This window comes from Pseudoalteromonas arctica A 37-1-2 (genome assembly GCF_000238395.3).
In the GTDB taxonomy this organism is placed as follows: Bacteria; Pseudomonadota; Gammaproteobacteria; order Enterobacterales; family Alteromonadaceae; genus Pseudoalteromonas; species Pseudoalteromonas arctica.
The window spans coordinates 603,987-625,413 of the sequence record NZ_CP011025.1; the positions used below are offsets into that span (position 1 = coordinate 603,987).

The following is a 21,427-nucleotide window of genomic DNA, read 5'->3' on the forward strand; positions in this document are numbered from 1 at the left end:
ATATGGCACTATTAATTCCTGAGTTAGCAAGCTCAAATGTAGCTAATTTTATTTAGCATTTTAATCAAACGCTTCATGCAATCCCACGCTCAACCATCATCTCATTGAACGCAAATCCATCCTGCCTTGACGCATTAGCAACATAAGGCGCATATACTTCAAACAGTAAACGTGTATCGCTATGCCCTAACATATGTGAAATATAAAGCGGGTTTTCGTGCGCAGCAATATGCAGCACAGCCGCAGTGTGGCGTGTTTCGTAAGGACGTCTGCGTGCCAGACCCGCTTTTTTTAGAGTGGGAAACCAAAGCTGCTTACTCACAAAGTGATTATCAAGTGGATTGGCCTTATGAGTAAATACAAATTCATTACTCGCTTGGTTTTTTAAGCGGTTGAACAATGCATAGAGTGTATCGCACATTTTTAATTCACGGCGTGACTTAGGTGTTTTTACATCACACAACTCACCATTGACCCAGTTATGGCGAATTCGAATCAACCTATGGTTGAAATCTATATCTCCCCAACGCAAACCGTGAACCTCACAGCTTCGCATCCCTGTCCAAAAACGTACTTTAAAGTAATCTTTCCACTCAATAGGTGCCGCCTCTAAAAAGCATTGCACTTCATCAGCCGTTAGCGGGTTAGAATCAGCTCGCTCTTCTTTAAGTGTTTTGTATCGACGCATAGGGTAAGCAAAGTCATGTTCTTCAGCTGCCAAACTTAAAATCGCAATAAGTGGCCACAAGATGCCATTAATACGTTTATTTGTGAGCTTTCGTCGACCATTCTTTTTTATCATCGTTAGGCTTTCACGAAAATAATCCACATTGGCGAGTGTAATTTCACTCACGAGTATATTGCCAAACTCAGCGATTAAATACGTATCGAGAGTATTGCGCATAACGCTTTGATAGCTCTTCTTCCATTTTGCTTTTTGGCGGTCAAACCACTCATTGGCGTAATCGTTAAAAAATGGGTAGAGGCGATCGGGGTCTTTAGTGCGTTGCAGTGTTTCAAACTTAGCGACTTTTTTGCTATCAGGAAAATAATCACGGTATTGAAACGTTTCTAAGTCAATTTCCGCGTTCATTTTTTTGAGTGTAGCATTGGCTTTTTTTAAGTTAGCCGGTGTAGCCATGAGCTTAGTGCCTTCACGAAAGCGTTGCCCATAGAGGTGTAAATCAAATTGAATACGCCCGTTAGGACGAATGCGAATGTGAGCCATAATGGCCTCCATTAGTTAGTCGATCTATAAATAGATCTATCCCTCACCAATGGAATTCGTTAGAATTGGATCATCGGCTGGGTCGAGTTAAAGTCAGCGCAGCCGGTACGGGGTAGGGAGGTTGCCGCCTCTTTACCCCAACTGCTTATAAGATACTAACCCGCAATAATACGTAATCAATCTGAAGTATTAAACCTGACGCTAACAGCGTTAAAAATTTCTGATTTAGAACCACTAAATAACAAAATTTTTGCCTTGTTTTCGACATGGTTTTCTTGCTTCACAATAGCTTACTTAATTAAGCGAATTGGTATTGTTTCCAATCATGCTAATACCATACACTAGGTACGAAATCGCACAACTGATTAAAAATACACTAATAAATATAACAGTAACTGTTTATTTGTCCAGTATTTTTGTGTTAATACTCTTCCCCTTCATCAGCATAAAAAGCAAATAAATCCTCTTGTACTTCTTGTTTCTCATTCTGCGTATTACCTTGGTTTTTATTAAAACTTTCAAGCATTGCTAACACACTCGGTAGCTCGCTTTCGTTTTTTTCTATCGCAATGCTACGATAAGGTAGTTTATCTTCTAGTGAGTAATACACCCCTAGCTTAAGTTCACCATTTTGATATTTAATAATTTCTAGCCGCGTACTTGTAGCACCAATTAAATCTTTGATTTTTATACTTAGTAAGTCTCTGGGTGAAAAGCGATACAGAGAACCATTATTACTCTTTTCACTACTTACTTTTGATACCGTTACACGGTAAACAAATTTATATGGGCCTGTAAATACAGCAATTGCGGCTTCTTCATGGCTCAAATACAACAATGCGTCATTTGCTTTTTTGATGACTCCATACGCTATAAAACAATGTCTAAGTTCTTTTTTAAATGCATGAAAGTCTAACTCAGCGTACTGTAGAGTCTGTGTTTTTTCTGGCGTTTTTGTATGAAACTCGTTGAGCCCAGCTACAGAGCTGGTTACTGAACCTTCATTTACTTTAAATATGAGTAATTCCCCTTGTTGGGCTATTTCAATTTCATTACTATTTGTGCTGTAACACAAGTCAGTTAATTGTTTAGTAATTTCAGGTGTCATAACCATAGAGATAGGCAGTTCTATGTCGTTGGGTAAATGCTTGTCTTCAACTTTTCCATCGCGTTGTACTCGAATACGCTGGTGTTTCTTATCGAGTTCACAAAGTTCAAAAGGCATATGCTCTGTAGATTCAAAAACTATACGTTCAATAACTGATTTGGAGACGATAGTGGTTGGGAGCTTCTTATTATCTTCAAGGTAAGTTAAATGTTCTTTAAAAGTATCACTGCATTCACATCGACGTAATGTTGCTTGATTGTCTTTGAGGCCAATTTGAAACAACTCTATGAAAGAGGAGTTAGTTGACGAAGTTTGAAAGCCTAATTCAATATCTTGGTTTGATGCAAAGTAGTAAGGTAGCTGTTTTGCGTAGCTGCCATCAATAGAAAACGTCGTGTCTTTTAGGTTGGTCGATCGTTTATCAAGTATAAAAACACAATGCGCAAACAGCGGTTTTTGACCGGTGACTAACGTTAAAGAACGTTCTTTCTTGTTTATTAATACTGTTGCTGAGCTATCAGCATAACGAGTATCAATATTTTCAGTTATGTTTTTAAGTAGCTCTTTTTTATTACGGGGAATAATCATTTTCATTGTTGAACCTCATGAGGTTGGAAAGACTGAATAAAATTTTGTGCAAATTTGAGCACATTGGGGGGAAGTGATGTTTTGGGACTTAAATAAATAGTCAGCTGAGTTTTTCCTGCTGATTGTTTATAGATTTGAACAACTTCGTTTTTCTGAATAAACAGTTTCTTTAGTAACTGTAGTTGTCGGTCGCTGTTGATTTTTCGATTGACTGATAATACAAATTTACTCGTTAACCAACCCCAATCGCTATGTCTAAAAGCGGTGGTAAATGCACGAGCGTTTTTGCTATTGCAGGCCAGCGTGATTTGTAATGATTGGCCATCATCAGAAAGTGCAACGGGAGGTAGATTGCTTAGAGCTGTATGCTGCTTTTTAGAAACCGGTTGAATATGATGCTTACTGCCATTACCCCATATAAAGCTCAGTGAATATAAGTCGAGGGCTTTATTTTTTAGCATGGCTTTAAATATGAAGCCGAGTAACGTGCGTTTACTGTTATTAATTGATTTTTGCCAAGCTAAAGCATAATCAACAGTTGATAGCGTTTTTTTTGTTTGGACCCCTTGGCCAAATATGACCTCTCTGAGCTTGTTATCGCACAGTCTTACAGGTTGACTACGTTTTTGTCCCAGTGTTTTATTGGCATAATCAGGACTCAGCTTAAGTAATATACGGGATAGGTCGTTAGAATTAGGCTTTAGCCCAAATAAATAGCGCAGTTCACTGTGAGTATATTCACGAGATATATACGGTGAATGAGTACGGCTAACGATAGGTAGCAACCATTCAATATCGTGTAAGTATGACCAACGTGTCGTGCTGTAGTGAATATGGCCAATTTGCAGACCCATTTCATCTAAAAGTGCGGCATCATTAATCTCACACACGGATCTGCCTTCAAACCAATAATCAAAGCGTATACTCACTGCCTTACTAGATAGGAATTCACACTCAAGTATTGTTTCCCCTCGTAGCTCATCAGGTGTATTACTTACGCAATGAAGTGTTTGCAGCATAAAAATATGTACCCCACTGTGTCTTAAATGATGAAAGTTAAAGTGCGAACCAAACAAACAGCGCAATGCTCGTGACACGGGTAATAAGTAATAAAGCTGCCGCGAATGATATTTTTCACCTTCAAATCCAAGCAAAGGTTGATCGCGATCAGAGTGTTTCTTAATTTCAAATAGATAAATAAGCAATTGACGATACTGTTTAGGGATTGTGGTGTATATCTCTCGTGAAGTATTACCTTTTGTTTTGCCTTCAGGGGTATTAGCAACGGTAACGGTTAAAAGCCCAGTACGTGGTTTAAATCGAATATCTTTACGGCGTAATCTCAGAACTTCACCGCGGCGAAGCATAGCGTAAAATCCCAATAGCGCAGCGATCGTACAAAACAGACTACGAAAAGGGTATTTAGATTTATTATCTATAAGCGTTTTAATTAGGTGATCAAGTTCGTCTATGTTTAATCGAGCAGGACTCACCGAAGGCGGTACTAGAGGCGAACTAAAGTTGGATAAATCAAGCGTATCCGTTTGTTCCTGGTAGCTTAAAAAGCGTAAAAAGTTATAGAAGGTTACTTTTACATTGTCGGAGTCTATCGAGTCATAGACAGTTTTGGCCCATGCATTAATAACCTCTTCACTAATAGCATCGGCGTAGCATAGCGGGTAGGGCTCAAGTTTACTTTTAAGCGAGGTATAACTTTTAATAGACCCGAGTGCAAGGATCGCTTTCTTAACTCCTCCATACACGAGTTGTAGTGGTACAGTGATTTTGGCCACCCATTAAGAAAGAAATGTTATGCTATTTGCATACAAATTTGGGTGAAAAAAATGACAAAATTAAACCGTGCAACGTACTCCGCTGCAATCAAATTAGAAACGGCTCAACTTGTAGTTGACCAAGGTTATACACAAGAAGAAGCAGCCAAAGCGATGGGTGTTGGTAAATCAACCGTAAGTAAATGGGTTGCTCAATTAAAGCAAGAACGTAATGGCCAGTCACCATTGGCTTCACCAATGACACCCGAACAAATTGAAATCCGTGAACTTAAAAAGCAAATCCAACGCATTGAATTAGAAAAGGATATATTAAAAAAGGCTACCGCTCTCTTGATGTCCGACTCCCTGAACAATTCTCGTTAATTGAGAAATTAAATCAACGAGAGCGTTACCCAATTAGTGTGCTATGTAGTGTATTTAATGTGCATCGTAGCAGCTATAAATACTGGGCTATACGGGATACGACACCGACACCAGAGCAAGTAAGGTTAGAGGCTGAAGTTAAAGCCATACATACAATGAGTGGGGGCTCAGCAGGTGCGAGGACAATCGCGGCAATCGCAACGAATAACGATTTTGAATTAAGCCGTTATCGTGCTGCTAAGCTAATGATTAAATTAAAGCTAGAAAGCTGCCAAGTACCTCAACATTCATATAAACGCGGCGGTAATGAACATCTTGAAATCCCAAACCTGCTTGATAGGCAGTTCGATGTTGTTGAACCGAATACCGTGTGGTGCGGTGATGTTACATATATTTGGATAGGCAATCGCTGGGCTTATTTAGCGGTCGTTATTGATTTATTTGCGCGTAAAGTTGTGGGTTGGGCAATGTCATTGTCGCCGGATTCTAACTTAACGCTAAAAGCGCTTGAGTTAGCCTACGAAAGCAGAGGCAGACCAAGTGGGTTGATGTTTCACTCAGACCAAGGAAGCCATTATACGAGCTTGAAGTACCGCCAACGTTTATGGCGCTATAAAATCACACAAAGCATGAGTCGACGCGGAAATTGTTGGGATAATGCGCCAATGGAGCGATTTTTTAGAAGCTTTAAAACAGAATGGATGCCAAAGGTTGGATATGGGAATTTTATAGACGCTAAATATAGTGTGAGTGATTATATCAACGGATATTACAACAACGTTAGACCGCATCATTATAATGCTGGTTTAGCGCCAAATGAATCTGAGATTAGATACAAAGACTCTAAAACTGTGGCCAAATTTTATTGACCACTACAAGTAGCTGTTTCGTATAATCGAACAACAAGCGCGGTAGAATATTATTGGCATCCCAAGGAGGTGTTTCGATAGTTTCCAAGCTTTCTGAATGTTTAAGTAGTATTTCGTGTGGCCAGCGTATTTTTTTTTGTGATTTAGCTAATGAATCAAACCACTTGGTATCCCAGTCAATGGCATAAATATCAGCCTCTTTTATTTTGGATGCCGTAATGGTGTTTGACAGGCCTACATGTCGCTCAGGGTTAGCCAAATCCTTAATGAAAACAGGCGGTAGCTGAAAACGAAGATACCAATGGATTTGAAATCGTTTCGGCCATATTTGCTTTCTAATACAGGCCGGTAACCCATTTTCTTCCAACCAACTTGATAAGTCTGCATACAAACATTTTGAGCTTATTCTTGGAGGTGATTGCGCATAATAATTCTCTAAGAAACGATAGCTTTCGATCGATAAATAATAATGAGTTGCTCTTAATTCATCTGCTCCATACCCCATGTGAGTAATAGCAAGGCGTGGATTATCTTCTTTATCTATAATCGAATTTGGATTATTTAAAATAGCGCTGATATGCGCAAGTGATAAGGGAGCCACTTCAAACCCTATCATTAATGCCATAAAGCTAGGTGTTAATGTCCCTCTTGTATCAAAAAAATAAGTTTTTTGTTGCTGGTAGCGAGAAAAAATTAGCTGTGCATGCGCAGTACCTTTTGCAAGTTCCTCAAAGTATTTAAGATTAGTATCGCTTATTGTGTGTTTAACAAACTCAGGGACTTGCCAATGAGCGATGTCAGCTAAATAAAAAAGAATCCCTTCAAGCGCTTGCCGATATATTCGTTGTTTTCCTGTTGGAATAGTATTGATCTGCCGATTGATACACCTAAGATCGCTATTATCGACAATACGCGTTTTCTTTTCTGCTAGTTGCCAACGATCTAATACCCAAAAGATTGCGTCTTCAGTGACCTTTAGTGGCCAAAAGTGAATCAAATAATCAGAGATTTGTTTAGTGTGCAGATTTATTAATCTTTCAGACATATGTTAAAGCCTTCAGTCCTAGACGCTCTGGTAGAGAATTTAGATAGCTTTTCATTGCATCGAATCGAGCTGGAAACAACATATCGCTTCCGAGTCGCTCTCCAAGGTTTTCATGCCCCATGAGACGGTCAATATCCTGATCGAATAGCTTTTCTGAAAATGTATGGCTATTAGCGCAATGACAAAAGAAATGACGTAGTTGATAAGGCACAATACCAGGCCAAACCTTTGCCATGAATAAGCGTAATTCGCGACTAGTCAGTGGTGTTGGTGTGTTTTGTTCATCACACTTATACCAAAGCTCATCTAACTCTTTATGTATATTAAGTTGCGAACGAACAACTGATTGTAATAATAAGTACTGGTTAATTTCTTGCTGCAAGTAATCACAGAGTAAGAGTTGTCTAAGGCGTCCTTTATCTTTAATAAAGGTAATATCAGAATCTGAATAGTAGACAGATAAAATACTGATGCTATGTGTAGGCCTTGCGCCTGTAAGAGCAATAAATAGCAGTGCAATGCGATAGGTCGCATAATTGTAGTAGTCACGTAACGCTGATTTATTTACGTTTTGAGTATTTTTACTGCCGGCTTTTACAAACGTACTTTGGTGAGCGCTTTCGACTAATGTATGTAGTTCGTGGAAAAACTGACTGACGTGGTTATCTTCAAGTGAGCGAAGGCTACCTATTAAAGTTGCTGGAATACGTTTTTTATTAATGCCATTTTGTGCGGTATCAAGTTCAAACTGACTTATCTCCCCCGGTTGCGATAAATAGCCAGCCTTTTTTATCGACGCTTTAATAAGGTTTATAGAAATCCCTTTTAGAAAAAGTTCAAAATGCGCGAAAAGTTGAGCGTTCCTTGCTTCGTCTATGAGTCGTGATAAGTAGCGGTTATGCGCATCAAATAACTTATAGCGGATACGATCACTATTGAGCTGCTGGTAATACATCGCGCTAGTATGATGTGCTTTATCAGGTTCAATAAGCTGTAGTCGAACAATCGCACCCAGTGTATTGTCGGCTCGAGCACAATTAATAAAGTAATGCTGGAACGTATCTTTGTGCATTCGCGGATGCTTTGTTAATGTGCTTGGTGTTTTCCAAGTAGACTTCATCAGCTCAAACAAATGTACTTTGCCAGTTGGGCTTAAAAAAGGCGTATCGTAAGATTGAACACTAATAAACTTTTGAAAAAATGTATTTAAGTACGTAGGCATAGGCTGCCATAAATACATAATATGTTTTTTGTACTTACAAGGTCGCGCATACTCAGCCCACGATAGTGTGCCATCAAAGTAAGTTCTAAAGGTATTTTCCTGACAGGGAGTCGCGCCAGATATTTTAACAAAATCAGGAATATCTTTTGGCATACTAATCTGTTTCCAGTCTTGTGTTAGCCACATAAACATTGCCACCGCGGTCATCGCCGGGCGAGTTTTAGCATCAACCTTAGCCAGCTTCTTCAACATAATGGCTAAGGTTGTGGCATGCGCTAATGCATTAGGGTAACAACCACCGGAATTATTTAAACGGTTACTTCTTGCAATATGGTCAGTTAAACTCACGCTTGGCACCTCATTTTCGAAAAGCAGAAGGCGAGGTATTGGCTAAATTAGCCAATACCTGTTGTTTAGATATTGGTATACATTGTTCTTCGAAACAACTAAGCCGGCGTTTCAGGTTTGTGCTTAAGTTAGCTTTCAAAGACAGTGTTAGTGCGTGGTCGTATAGCAATGTAGTTGCAAGTACATACTCGACGGCTTCTTGGGGATAAATCTGTAATTTTATATTTAATTCCGCTTTTAGCGGGTGTGCTTTAAAGCGCTCAAACATACCACTTGATGCAAGCGTTAAGTAACTATCGTCGTGAGTATTGGTAGTGACAGCTAAAGGGCGCAAATCTAGCAACAATTGCACGACTTTAATTGGCAATGCATGAATACTTTGATTGGCTTTTAGCTGTACCACATCATTTTTTGTCAGTTCAATTAACAGCGGGTGAGCTTTTAGCTCAGCCTTTGAAAGTGGGATCGATTTCTGTCTGTATTTCATAAATTCGTTTTTCCATACGCTTTAATTATTAAAGGATCATAAAACTTTAATTTTACTGCTATGACGATTAAGTCATGCTAATAAGGCCTACATAATCGAAGCAGAATTAAAAAAGTTACCTTGTTAGAAATACAGAAAAGGAATAATTAGCTTCATAAATACAGAGCTAATCGCAAATTGATTTTAAATAAATTACTTTTATTTCAATTTTTAGTGATTATTCTGTTTTTATGCTTAAAGCGGATTTGAAGATGGTGAATAAGATTCTTTATATATTTTATACATATGAAGGGGGAAAAGTTACTGATGAAGTATCATTGATTTGTCACCTTTTTGAAGTTTGTCGATTTACCCCAAAAACGTAAATAGTGTCATTAAATCGTTCATTTTAGACACGCTATTATTCATTTTAAGAAAGGCGTAGACAATATGGCTATAACGCTTAAAGTGTTGCAAGTTATAAAATAGCTAAAGTATTTTGACTGCTATAAATGCAATTGGGCTATTGAATACGTTAAATTAAATACTGCGTAACTTGTAAATAGAGTTCGCTGCCGAACCACTTATGAGTTTTCGACTCAGCTTTATACTATTCAATTTGTAAAAAAGAGTTCGCCGCCGAACCATTTATGAGTTTTCGACTTGGTTTTATATTATTCAATTTGAAAAAAAAGAGTTCGGCGCCGAAGCATTTATGGGTTTTCGGCTTGGTTTTATACTATTCAACTTGAAAAAAGAGTTCGGCGCCGAACGGTTTATGGGTTTTCGACTTGGTTTTATACTATTCAATTTGTAAAAAAGAGTTCGGCGCCGAAGCATTTATGGGTTTTCGGCTTGGTTTTATACTATTCAATTTGGAAAAAGAGTTCGGCGACGAACTGTTTATGGTTTTTTGGCCCAGCTTCATACTATTTAATTTGTAGAAAAGAGTTCTAACGTGAACCAAAGCTCGCAAAAAATAAGAGCTTTACTCATGCTGTCTCCCGCTGGAACTTTGATATAGCTTAATAAGTATTAATAGAGCTTCTTTGATATATACTTAAAGAGTGATTCATAGGTATTTAATCGATGGCTTCGCATTCTAGCTGATAAGTAGAGTGGATCAGACCATATCGCTATAAAAAATGGATTAAATCCATGAATGCATACGACGTTAGGAATGTGGATTAAATGTAGCTTAAAATAAATCTATGAATTTTTAACTTCTTTTGGAACTGCGAAAAAATTAGCCTGCTTGAATAACGTATATCATCAAAATAAGCATTAATATGCTCAACCATGTTATCACCTCAGAGTTTGGGTGGATCTCACGGCACAATCCGAATTGCCTTCTCTTATAAGTGAAGCATGATAGTTATAAATATTTCTATTTAGTGCTGTAAGTTAGGGGACTTTGCATTTACTCCGTGTTTAACGTAATAGGTCATAAGCTCAGCTTTGTGTTAAGTCAGGTGTCAACGAGCTTATTTTGGTAAGGGCCAGCAGGGTTAATTAGTTATTTTTTCTAGCAAGCTTCAAGTACCGAATTTTACCAGTATCACTATAAGTTGTTTTATTTATAGCCCATACTTTGGCTAGTGGTCTTTGTTAAGTGGTTAAGCTAAGATTAAATTAATATTAATCAGCTTAAGTAAGGTTTTTTTATATGCATACTTCTTTTAGGCCTCATTATAATCCCGACCTTTTAGATGTGCTGAGCAATAGACGAATTAATCTTAATTCAAATCCTTTAGACGAAATCGATTTTTTAAGCCAGCGTTTGGATATCAGTAGCATTGAAAGATTGCGATGTGAATTAAACTGGGATAGAGAAACATTCCTTAAAGTGATCGGTATAAATACGCGGGACATTGGCAATTATAAAAAAGGTGGTCAACTTTTAAATATTACAGTCGTTGAAAATATTGTTGAGCTGGCCAAAGTAGCCACTGTGTGTCTTCATTACTTTGGAAGTGTTGAACGTTGGAATAGATGGTTAAATCAAGAGAGCATACAATTTAATAACGCACCGCCGCTTGCTGTTATTCATACAATCCGTGGTCGTGAATTAATAAAAAAAATGATTGTTAGTCTGCAAAATGGCTACGCAGCTTAAATGAAATACGGCCCAATTGATTGTACTCGCCAAACATAAGTGTTGTTAGTTTAAGCCCGATGTCCATATCGAAAACCTGCAAGTATTTTTAATTGATTAAATTAAATCGGCTAGGGGTGCTGCTAGGATGCTTACACTTTATCCTTCCGAACGGCGCGTTAAAAAATGCAACAAGGCTATTTTAAACTTTTTTATAAGAGGAGAGAGAGTTTGTCACTGCTTGAGTAGTTTCAGAAATACTAAAGAGGGTCACATTTAATGTAGACCCTCTTCTTACATCTAAAATTATTTTAATAAACATATCATTGATATATAACTCTTCTAATCAAATAGCCTCGTATTGTTTTATATTGTACAAGAGATCAGCTAAACGTGAGTTAAGCAGTGAACTTCTGTAACCTGCTTTTTGCAGAGTCTTTAATTTTTCCAAATATAATTTAATTTCAGCTAAGTTATCTGAAAGACCCTTATATACCAGTATTTCAGGAAGGCTTAATAAAAGCATGTCGTATGGAAAATCTTTCTTTATTATCTGAAGGAATTTAGCTTCTTTTTCATTACACTGAATGGGGAACTCTATGCCGTCTCCTCTACAAAGGTCATTTGTCAGCATACCTCCCCAATTGTTAGCATCAGGGTTTTCCTGAACATATTTAATGTGTGCATCAATGAACTGAACATATAATTTACCTACATCATTGGTTATTTGTATTTGTTCAAGCTGCTCTTTTTCGATTCGGTACACGTCTGGAATATAAGGATATTTGATTTTTTTTACAAATGAGTCTTTATCAATAAGCTTTAAATTAAGTGATAATTTCATAGCTAAAGCGATAGGATCTTTCTCTGAAAATAGGTACTCATCGAATTGAACCAATTTTCCAGCTAATTGATTGCTTTGCGAATATCTAAGAGAGCAAAACCCGGCAGCAAGAGAGTACAATCTATCTTTTAATACTTTGCGAGATTCATAACCCACTGAAAAATTATATTGTGTAGCTGGATATATATAATTTCTACACCCCCAATCATTTTGATCATCATGGCTATAATATGCATAAAAATAATAAGTAGCGTGTGGATAACCTTCATCTCTTAATTTACGTGCTATTTTATCGGCTTCTTCACTGGCCCCAGCTAAATTTCCCAATTTATGCGCCCTGATTAGTTGGGCTTGCTCTGGGCTTTTCATTATTTCAGGAGAATAAGGTTTACCGTATTTATTAATATTTGGTGGAGGGGTAGATTTACATCCAGTAAACAATAATACTAACAAATAAGTTATTACTATCTTTTTCAATTGTTTATTCCTTAACGTTAAGATATTCATCAAATCTAATGATACCTAAATTTTATTTTTTGTATTACTTTTTCTGCATTTAATAGGAGTATAGTGCTACCTTTATTGTCCGCTAGTTAGGGTGAAGTAGGGAGCTCGATTTGTAATGAGTTCACCTAAACTTAGCTTAGGCGCCCGTAAAAAGCCTCAGTGTTAATCCTAGAGTCGAGTAACATAATTAGTAGCGTAACCGTGCACGCTTATTTGCTTTTGCTTTAGATATCAGTTGCCTTTACTTACTTAATAGCTACATTTTACTATAAAAAGCGTTGAGGTCTTTCAGGCCTTTTAAAAGTGATTTTTCCTAAAATTCTAGATGTTATGCGCCCCTTTTCATTCACCTGTTTTATTTGGTTATCTGCGTTTATTCACAGGTTTTAGCTGGTCAATACTGTCTCAAATGCTTAAGTCGGCGCGTATTTGTGTCTCATGGGTAAAATGGGGCGGGTGCAAAGCTAAGCGGTAAAAGGGCTGTCGGGGAGGGGAGTGTTTTCTTCTAATAGCGGGAACTATTAGATAAAGAACTTACATAACGAAATTGAGGTATTGACTTCATGAGGAATGGCTTTTTTTTTCACTTTGACTAATTTAGGTGCTTTTACAGCCTCTTATATTTAGACCGATATTTATAAAATTTTGAAGTTGGTAACTTGTTTTCCCTACAAAACGCGTCAATAAATAAGCTGCTGGTTTGTTACTGCCCAATCAATTTTTGCCAGTCATTAAGGGGTCTTTGTGTGCATAATATCTACAGTAAAGAACTGAGAGCATTTTCACTTGATTGAATTCACTCTGCTAGGTGTGGTTGCTCGGATATTTACGAAAATAATAAACTTTTTGCTTGTTCGTTTTCTCTGCTCGCTCTGGTAAAATAATAAAAATATTTTTAAATATAAAGGATTAATATGAAAATTGCTGTGGTCGGTACGGGCTATGTAGGCCTTTCTAACGCAATGCTTTTGGCGCAGAATAATGAAGTAGTTGCATTAGATATAGATGAGCAAAAAATAGCACTTTTAAATGATAAAAAGTCACCTATTGTTGATATCGAAATTAGTGAGTTTTTAACACGAAGCGACTTAAACTTTACAGCCACTGCAGACAAAATGGTAGCCTATAAAAATGCTGATTTTGTCATTATAGCTACACCCACTGATTACGATGTAGAAAACAATTACTTTAATACAAGTTCTGTAGAAGCGGTAATTAAAGATGCGATAGCGCATAACCCAAATGCAGTTATGGTCATTAAATCGACGGTACCTGTTGGTTTTACGCAAAGTATTAAAGAAAAACTTGGCATTAATAACTTAATATTTTCGCCAGAGTTTTTACGTGAAGGTAAAGCGCTGCACGATAACTTATACCCATCGCGTATTGTTGTTGGTGAGCAAAGCGAGCGTGCAGGTGTGTTTGCCAACTTACTTAAACAAGGCGCTATAAAAGAAGATATTGAAGTTCTTTTTACTGACTCAACAGAAGCTGAAGCGATTAAGCTTTTCTCAAATACTTATTTAGCAATGCGCGTCGCTTATTTTAATGAGCTCGATAGCTACGCAGAAACCCATGGTTTAAATAGTAAACAAATTATACAAGGTGTTAGCTTAGATCCGCGTATTGGTAGCCATTACAATAACCCATCATTTGGTTACGGTGGTTATTGTTTACCAAAAGATACTAAGCAGTTACGTGCAAACTATGCAACTGTACCTAATAACATTATTGGTGCGATAGTTGACGCCAATACCACACGTAAGGACTTTATTGCTGACTCAATAATTAAACGTAACCCCAAAGTGGTTGGTGTTTATCGCTTAGTAATGAAAACAGGATCTGATAACTTTAGAGCCTCTGCTATTCAAGGCATAATGAAGCGTATTAAAGCCAAAGGTATTGAGGTTGTAGTTTACGAACCAGTACTTGAAGAGGATGAATTCTATCATTCTCGTGTCATTAAAGATTTAAATGAGTTTAAGCAAATATCGGACGTTGTTGTATCTAATCGTATGGTTGATGAGCTTAGCGATATTGCAGATAAAGTTTATACGCGTGATTTGTTTGGTAGTGATTGATTAAAATAATAGCAACTAGCTGAAAGGCTTACAGTTAAAAACTAGGTTTTTTGTGCGTGAGTAAGCTTCACGCCTTGTATCTACGACTCCGCCGTATAATTCAGTATTATTGTTGTAGGCGCCTTGCTAGCGCGTTGGCGTTAGCAAACAAGCATAGCTTTAAAAGTTAAAGACATTTAGGTAAAAATACGGGCTAGGATAGAAGAGTCTAGGCAGTTATCAAAAATGATATCTGCCTTAATGAAAACTATTGAAACTTGGGATTAGGCTTTTTGACCTTTGACCTAAAAAAATTAAGGTGTTTATGAAATATTTAGTAACGGGTGCTGCTGGTTTTATTGGTGCGGCAACATGCCAAAAGTTGTTAGCGACCGGCCATGTAGTAGTCGGTATTGATAATCTTAACGACTATTACGATGTAAATTTAAAACTAGCTCGTTTAGCGCAGTTTGAAAGCCATGAAGCGTTTACATTTATTAAGCTTGATATAAGTGAACGCCCAGCAATGAGCGAGTTATTTAAAGCACAGCAGTTTGATAAAGTAATACATTTAGCAGCGCAAGCAGGTGTTAGGTATTCAATAGAAAACCCCGATGCTTATGCCGATTCTAATTTAGTAGGGCACTTAAACGTGCTTGAAGGGTGTCGTAATAATAAAGTTAAACACTTAGTTTATGCTTCATCTAGCTCCGTATATGGCTTAAACGAGAAAACACCGTTTGAAACAACTGATAGTGTTGACCACCCAGTGTCGTTTTATGCTGCAACTAAAAAAGCAAATGAGCTAATGGCGCATAGCTATTCTCACTTATATAGCTTACCTACAACAGGACTGCGCTTTTTTACTGTTTATGGTCCATGGGGTCGCCCAGATATGGCACCGTATATTTTTACTAAAAAAATACTTGCTGGCGACACAATTGATATAAATAACAACGGCGATATGTGGCGTGATTTCACTTACATAGACGACATAGTTGAAGGCGTGGTACGTGCAGCCGATATTATACCTGTTGCAAACCCAGATTGGAGAGTTGAAACCGGTTCGCCAGCATCTAGTTCTGCTCCGTATGCCGTTTATAACATTGGTCACGGTAGCCCAATAAATTTAATGGAGTTTATTGAAGCTATTGAGGCTGAGTTAGGTACTGAAGCTAAAAAGAACTTCCGTGAAATGCAAGCGGGTGATGTTTATAAAACTTATGCTGATACTACAGATTTATTTAATGCGACAGGTTATAAAGCGCAAGTTGGTGTCAAGCAAGGCGTTAGTGAGCTTATTAAGTGGTATAAAGGTTTTTATAAATAAAAGCTAGTATTTTCAGTTGCATAAGCGTGAAGTAAATTCGCACCTACAGGTGGGCATATGTTGTAGGTGAGGTTTTATACCTCGCTTTTGGTAAGGTTAAGTCGCATAAGCGCGAAGTAAATTCGCACCTACAGGGTGTGTATATTATAGGTGAGGTTTTATACCTCGCTTTTGGTAAAGTTAAATTACATTAGCGCGAAGTAAATTCGCACCTACAGGATCCATATATTGTAGGTGAGGTTTTATACCTCGCTTTGGTGAAGTTAAATTAGATGAGCGCGAAGTAAATTCGCACCTACAGGGTGTGTATATTGTAGGTGAGGTTTTATACCTCGCTTCTAAAGTACAGATAAACAAAAACCCCGATGATACACCGTATCATCGGGGTTTTTTAATCGTTTTAGTAAAGTTAAACTTTAAATTCATCTACCGATAGACGAAGTTCTTCAGCAAGTTTTGCTACTTCTGAGCTTGAAATATTAGTTTGGTTTGCACCTTCGGCTGTTTGCTCCGCAATGGCTACAATCGACTCAAGGCGTTCGCTAATTTCTTGCGCTACTTGTTGTTGCTCAAGTGCCGCAGTCGAAATCTCCTCACTTACATCGTGAGCTTGCGAAACGGCAAATGTAATTGAATCAAGTGCGCTACTTGCCAGGTCGGTTTGCTCAACACACGATACCGCACGTTGCTTACCTTTACTCATTGCCGTTACTGCAGCTTCAGCGCCTGTTTGTAGCGACTCAATCATTGCTTGTATCTCTTGGGTCGACTCTTGAGTTTTACTCGCTAGAGAGCGTACTTCGTCTGCTACAACCGCAAAGCCTCGTCCATACTCACCTGCACGTGCAGCTTCAATTGCGGCATTTAGTGCAAGTAGATTAGTTTGATCCGCTATGCCACGTATTACATCTAATATGCTGCCAATTGATGCGCTATCTTGATGTAGTTTGTTAATAACTTGTGAGGCGTCATCTACTTCACGCGCTAATTGCTCAATCGTTGCTTTGTTGTTATTCGAAATACCTTTCACACGTTCAGCTTCTTTGTCTGCGTTTTTAATTTCGCTAAGTGCTTGTTGAGCGCTGTTGCTAACCGTTTGCGATGTACTGCTCATTTCGGTCGTTGCAGTTGCGGCTTGCTCAACTTGTGCTTGTTGGTTACGAATTGCTTGGCTTGATTCGGCGGTAATGGCCGATGTTTGCTCTGATGCTGCTGCAAGCTGAGTCGAGCGTGAAATAATGCCTTTAATTAAGCTGCGTAAGCTATCAATTAATGTATTACAACTTTTAGATAGTTCGCCAAACTCGTCTTTAGCGCTGTCGTCTAATCGTTGTGTCATGTCGCCACTGGCAACAATATCTAAAATACGGTTAACTTCAGCAAGAGGCTTAGTAATGCGGCTAACAGTAATAATAGCAATCGCGATAGCTAATAAAGTGGCTATGATCATACCAACCCAAGTCCATAAATTAGCTGAGTCTACGTCGCTACGTACACCTTGCTGTAATTTGAACGCAACGTCACTTGCTTGATTAACTAACTCATCAATTTGGTTAAGTGCCATTTTGGTGGCTTGCTCTGACTGTGCAAGCTCTGATTGCGTAAGCGTAATAGAATCAATTAAACGCTTTTTGTTTGCAGCTAAGCCATTACTCCCCTTGATATTACTTTCTAAAATATCAACATACTCTTTTAGACTTGAATATAAGTCGCTGTGCGTTTGTTCTATTGCGGGCTGAATTAACGCAACGGTACGTATTACTTCTTCTAAGTAATACGTTTGCTCGTTTTTAACGATGTCGAGTGTATTAAGCGTTTTAACGGTTAGCATGTCGGTGCTGTTACTAACTACCGACATAAAGTTGTTTTCTAAATTATTTGCAGCTTGATAAGCACGTGGATAGTTCTGCTCAAACCCATCTATATCAATAATATCAAGTACAACTGAATTGGCATCCTCAGCTGTAAGCTCAATGCTTTCGAGTTGTGCATTCAAAGATTTATTAAGCGCAAGTTGTTTGCTTTTGTCTTCTAATAAATTTTCAACAGTACTTAAAAAGCTTAAATAGGTTTTTTCTACGTTTTGGCTACTTTGATTAAGTGCCGTATCGTTTTTTACTACGTCTTGAAGTTCACGATGAAGGGTATTGAATAACTGTTTTTGTTCAAGAACATGTGCTTTTATCGGCGCAAGCTCATTGGCCGATGTGGTGTAAAAGCTCGCTTGGGCTGCTTTACTCATTAAAATAAATTCGGCTTGTAGTTCTGAGCTTTTATTCAGTGCTGGAAGTGATAGTTGATTCACTTTTTGAGTGGAACGGTCAATATTTGCAATTTTTATTAAGGAGTTACCACCAATTATTAATAATAATAAGGTGATAAATATAAAACCACCCCAAATACGTTGGCTTACTGTCAGGTTCATAAGATTTCCACTCAAAAGTACTTCAATTAAGACTTATCGGCTTTAATTCAGATAAGTTAAGTAATTAAAATCAATTACTTTAACTAATTCTAACTATTAATTTATAAATCTAACAGATGTATTAGTTTTTTTCAGTTTATTTAGACGAAAGGTGGGATTTTTCAACAATTATTTTTTTAGTACTTAGCTCCATTAGAGTCATGGTGTTACCCCATACACAGCCTGTATCTAAGGCGTGAACTCGTGGATTACCTGTCCTACCTTCAAGTGCTGCCCAGTGGCCAAAAATAATATCGTGTTTCGTTTTAGCTATATTCGGATGGTTAAACCAAGGAGTTAGTGTTTGGCTATCGGTTATTGCACCCTTTGCATTAAGCTCAAGTTTGTTATCACTTGTTAAAAAGCGCATGCGGGTAAAATAGTTAACTATGTATCTAAATTTTGCAAAGTCATCAAGATTGCTTGACCACTCAATAGGATGAGGCTGATACATGTGTTCAAAAAACGCTTTAGCATTGTTTGATTGATAACAGTTTTGTGCAAATTGTGCTTGTTTTAGCGCATCTTCAATAGACCAATCGGGGTTTAATCCGGCATGAGATATAAAGCAGTTATGTTTTATAAGCTCTAAGGCCAATGGTTGGGTTTGTAAAAAGGCGATGTAACGCGCTAATTTTGGGCTTTCAAATATTGGGTTTAGTTTATCTTTTGGATTAGTAGGTTTGTTAAGAAAGTAGCAGGCAACCATGTGGAGGTCGTGATTGCCTAAAGTGATGGTCATGCTATTTTGATGTTGATAAATATAGTCTAAGCAGGCTAGGGAGTCTGGCCCGCGGGCAACTATGTCGCCAACTAAATAAAGGTGATCTTTACTTGGGTTAAAATCAACACGTTGCAAAAGGGTGTTAAATTCACTAAAACACCCTTGTAAATCACCTATCGCATAATCTGCCATCTAATTGCTTAATGCAAAATGTTAGGGCAAGCCAAACGAAACACATTAATAGGCGCCTGAAACTCAGAGCCAAACTCATTGCGTAACGTGTAATGGCCTTGCATAGTGCCTACAGGTGTATCTAAAATTGCACCGCTGGTGTATTTATAGCTCTCGCCTGGGCCAATGTCTGGCATTTCGCCAACAACGCCTTCACCTTCTACTACCACTTCTTTGCCATTTGCATCGGTAATTAACCAATAGCGGCTCAGTAATTTTGCACTACATAAACTATGGTTTTTAATCGTTACTGAGTAAGCAAATACGTATTTTTCAAGCTCAGGTTGAGATTGGCCTTCTACGTAAAATGTTTCTACAGATACCTTTACAGGCGATCCAATATTACTGCTTGTTGTCATAAATCCAGTTAGCTATATCAATAAATTGTTGTAAAGATAAGCGCTCAGCACGCAGCGTTATATCAATGCCAATGCTAGTAAGCTCTTCTGCAGTTAGTAAATTACCTAAACTGTTACGCAGTGTTTTACGGCGTTGATTAAAGGCTTCTAAACACACTGTGTTTAATATCTTAACGCTTTTTGCTGTACGTTGCTCTGGCTTCTTAGGTATTAAACGTATAACCGCAGAGTCAACTTTTGGCGCTGGTTTAAAGCACTCAGGTGGTACTTCAACAACCGGCATTGCATTACAGTAGTATTGAGTCATTACGCTTAAGCGGCCAAATGTTTTACTACCTGGGCCTGCTACCATGCGTTTTACTACTTCTTTTTGAAGCATAAAGTGCATGTGCTCAATATGATCTGAAAATTCAAAAAGATGAAACAATAACGGTGTCGAAATATTGTAAGGTAGATTACCAAACACTTTTAATTTTTTGTCGTCGCGAACCAAGCTTGCAAAGTCAAACGTCATTGCATCGCCTTGGTTAACGGTTAATTTAGGACCCAAAAATGGGTGTTCAATTAATCGTTGCGCTAAATCTTTATCTAATTCAACAACCGTTAAATGGCCGCTTAATTCGGCTACTGGCTCAGTAATTGCGCCAAGGCCTGGGCCAATTTCTACTAGGTTGTCTTCTGGTTTAGGATCGATCGCAGAGACTATTTTATCGATAATAGATTCATCAAATAAAAAGTTTTGCCCAAAACGCTTACGAGCGCGGTGTCCTAAATGTACTTTATCGGTCATTGATTTTGTGCTTTTTCTTGGGCGAGCTTAATTGCTTCGCGGATCGCTAATTCAAAACTGCCAACGTCAGCTGTAGCAGTCCCTGCTAAATCGAGTGCAGTACCGTGGTCAACTGATGTGCGGATAAATGGTAAGCCAAGGGTAATATTTACCGATTTACCAAATCCTTTGTATTTTAGCACAGGTAATCCCTGATCGTGATACATAGCAAGTACTGCATCTGCTTCAGATAGGTATTTATCTTGAAATAAGGTATCGGCCGGTAGTGGGCCAATTAAATTCATACCTTCGCTTCTAAGTATCTCAAGCGTTGGCGTGATTGTTTCTATTTCTTCACGACCTAAATGGCCATCTTCACCGGCATGCGGATTTAAGCCACACACTAAAATACGTGGTTTTTCTATACCAAACTTAGTTTGTAAGTCGTGATTTAAAATACCCGCTACTTTAGTTAAACGCTCAGGTGTAATTGCACGCGATACATATGCTAGTGGAATATGAGTGGTTACAAGTGCAACGCGTAAGCCCTCTGTTGCAAGCATCATAACTACATCAGCAGTATTTGATTGCTGCGCAAAATACTCAGTGTGCCCACTAAACGAAATACCTGCTTTGTTAATTATGCCTTTGTGGACAGGGCCTGTAACAACAGCATCGAAGGTGCCATCCATGTTTTTTTCGCTTGCTATACGCAAGGTATCTAACACGTATTGTCCGTTACCGTCGTTTAGTACGCCAAGTTCTACATCAACCCCTAAATCAACTTGATGAATATACAAGCTGCCAGCAGGTGCCGCGATGGCGGGTGCATTATCATCAAATTTAATTAAGTTTATTGTTAAGCCTAAATGTTTTGCACGCTCTTTTAATAGCTTGCCATCGGCAATCGCTATAAGTTGAACATCCCACGCTTGCTGAGCAAGCGTGAGTAGCAAATCTGGGCCAATACCGGCGGGTTCACCCGGTGTAATCGCAATTCTTAAGGTCATATTT

At 38.1% G+C, this 21,427-nt stretch carries 16 protein-coding genes; 4 read left to right on the forward strand and 12 right to left on the reverse strand.

The window, feature by feature from the left end; all coding sequences use genetic code 11:
- Positions 1-73: 73 nt before the first annotated feature.
- From PARC_RS02630 to PARC_RS02640, 3 genes are all read right to left on the reverse strand, one after another.
- On the reverse strand, positions 74-1,228 hold the full coding sequence (locus PARC_RS02630) for a site-specific integrase (RefSeq protein ID WP_010554167.1): 1,155 nt from the start codon (positions 1,226-1,228) through the stop codon (positions 74-76).
- 421 nt (positions 1,229-1,649) lie between these two features.
- On the reverse strand, positions 1,650-2,930 hold the full coding sequence (locus PARC_RS02635; protein WP_010554168.1) for a hypothetical protein: 1,281 nt from the start codon (positions 2,928-2,930) through the stop codon (positions 1,650-1,652).
- The gene (locus PARC_RS02640) at positions 2,927-4,717 is read right to left on the reverse strand and encodes a site-specific integrase (RefSeq protein ID WP_010554169.1); all 1,791 of its coding nucleotides are present in this window, start codon (positions 4,715-4,717) and stop codon (positions 2,927-2,929) included. The genes PARC_RS02635 and PARC_RS02640 overlap by 4 nt, the downstream gene beginning before the upstream one ends.
- Positions 4,718-4,768: 51 nt before the next feature.
- Between PARC_RS02640 and PARC_RS02645 the strand changes: the two genes are divergently transcribed.
- Positions 4,769-5,949 (forward strand): IS3 family transposase gene (locus PARC_RS02645; RefSeq protein ID WP_096058046.1). Its coding sequence is split into 2 segments (ribosomal slippage): positions 4,769-5,027 and positions 5,027-5,949, totalling 1,182 coding nucleotides; the frame shifts between segments, so codons are not numbered across the junction.
- On the opposite strand, the gene PARC_RS02650 is transcribed toward PARC_RS02645, so the two are convergent.
- Genes PARC_RS02650 through PARC_RS02660 form a run of 3 tightly spaced genes read right to left on the reverse strand, consistent with a single transcriptional unit; the run spans position 5,924 to position 9,051 of the window.
- The gene (locus PARC_RS02650) at positions 5,924-6,994 is read right to left on the reverse strand and encodes a hypothetical protein (RefSeq protein WP_010555239.1); all 1,071 of its coding nucleotides are present in this window, start codon (positions 6,992-6,994) and stop codon (positions 5,924-5,926) included. The genes PARC_RS02645 and PARC_RS02650 overlap by 26 nt on opposite strands.
- On the reverse strand, positions 6,987-8,564 hold the full coding sequence (locus tag PARC_RS02655) for a hypothetical protein (protein ID WP_010555240.1): 1,578 nt from the start codon (positions 8,562-8,564) through the stop codon (positions 6,987-6,989). Before PARC_RS02655 ends, PARC_RS02650 begins: the two co-directional genes overlap by 8 nt.
- A gap of 10 nt (positions 8,565-8,574) precedes the next feature.
- The gene (locus PARC_RS02660; RefSeq protein WP_010555241.1) at positions 8,575-9,051 is read right to left on the reverse strand and encodes a hypothetical protein; all 477 of its coding nucleotides are present in this window, start codon (positions 9,049-9,051) and stop codon (positions 8,575-8,577) included.
- A 1,645-nt stretch (positions 9,052-10,696) separates the two neighbouring features.
- Between PARC_RS02660 and PARC_RS02665 the strand changes: the two genes are divergently transcribed.
- A complete protein-coding gene (locus tag PARC_RS02665) occupies positions 10,697-11,146 on the forward strand; it encodes an antitoxin Xre/MbcA/ParS toxin-binding domain-containing protein (RefSeq protein WP_010555242.1) in 450 nt (149 codons plus the stop codon).
- 325 nt (positions 11,147-11,471) lie between these two features.
- Here the strand turns inward: PARC_RS02665 and PARC_RS02670 are convergent, their stop codons facing one another.
- Positions 11,472-12,446, reverse strand: a complete 975-nt coding sequence (locus PARC_RS02670; protein ID WP_010555243.1) for a putative periplasmic lipoprotein — start codon at positions 12,444-12,446, stop codon at positions 11,472-11,474.
- Positions 12,447-13,390: 944 nt separating this feature from the next.
- Between PARC_RS02670 and PARC_RS02675 the strand changes: the two genes are divergently transcribed.
- Together PARC_RS02675 and PARC_RS02680 are read left to right on the forward strand one after the other, a co-directional pair.
- Positions 13,391-14,557 (forward strand): nucleotide sugar dehydrogenase, encoded by a 1,167-nt coding sequence (locus PARC_RS02675; protein ID WP_010555244.1) that lies wholly within the window; start codon positions 13,391-13,393, stop codon positions 14,555-14,557.
- Between the two features lie 304 nt (positions 14,558-14,861).
- Entirely contained in the window at positions 14,862-15,866 is a 1,005-nt protein-coding gene (locus PARC_RS02680; protein ID WP_010555245.1) for an NAD-dependent epimerase, read from the forward strand.
- A gap of 409 nt (positions 15,867-16,275) precedes the next feature.
- Here PARC_RS02680 and PARC_RS02685 read toward each other — a convergent pair whose 3' ends face one another.
- The 5 genes from PARC_RS02685 to pdxA form a co-directional block, all read right to left on the reverse strand.
- Complete coding sequence (locus tag PARC_RS02685; protein WP_010555246.1) at positions 16,276-18,291, reverse strand: methyl-accepting chemotaxis protein; 2,016 nt, start codon at positions 18,289-18,291, stop codon at positions 16,276-16,278.
- A gap of 136 nt (positions 18,292-18,427) precedes the next feature.
- Positions 18,428-19,246 (reverse strand): symmetrical bis(5'-nucleosyl)-tetraphosphatase, encoded by an 819-nt coding sequence (locus PARC_RS02690; protein WP_010555247.1) that lies wholly within the window; start codon positions 19,244-19,246, stop codon positions 18,428-18,430.
- Positions 19,247-19,254: 8 nt separating this feature from the next.
- Positions 19,255-19,644, reverse strand: a complete 390-nt coding sequence (gene apaG, locus PARC_RS02695; protein ID WP_007585091.1) for a Co2+/Mg2+ efflux facilitator ApaG/CorD — start codon at positions 19,642-19,644, stop codon at positions 19,255-19,257.
- Positions 19,628-20,434 carry a 16S rRNA (adenine(1518)-N(6)/adenine(1519)-N(6))-dimethyltransferase RsmA gene (gene rsmA / locus PARC_RS02700; protein WP_007585090.1) on the reverse strand — a complete coding sequence of 269 codons (807 nt, stop codon included), beginning with the start codon at positions 20,432-20,434 and terminating at the stop codon, positions 19,628-19,630. The genes apaG and rsmA overlap by 17 nt, the downstream gene beginning before the upstream one ends.
- Positions 20,431-21,423 (reverse strand): 4-hydroxythreonine-4-phosphate dehydrogenase PdxA, encoded by a 993-nt coding sequence (gene pdxA, locus PARC_RS02705; protein ID WP_010555248.1) that lies wholly within the window; start codon positions 21,421-21,423, stop codon positions 20,431-20,433. Before pdxA ends, rsmA begins: the two co-directional genes overlap by 4 nt.
- Positions 21,424-21,427 lie beyond the last annotated feature (4 nt).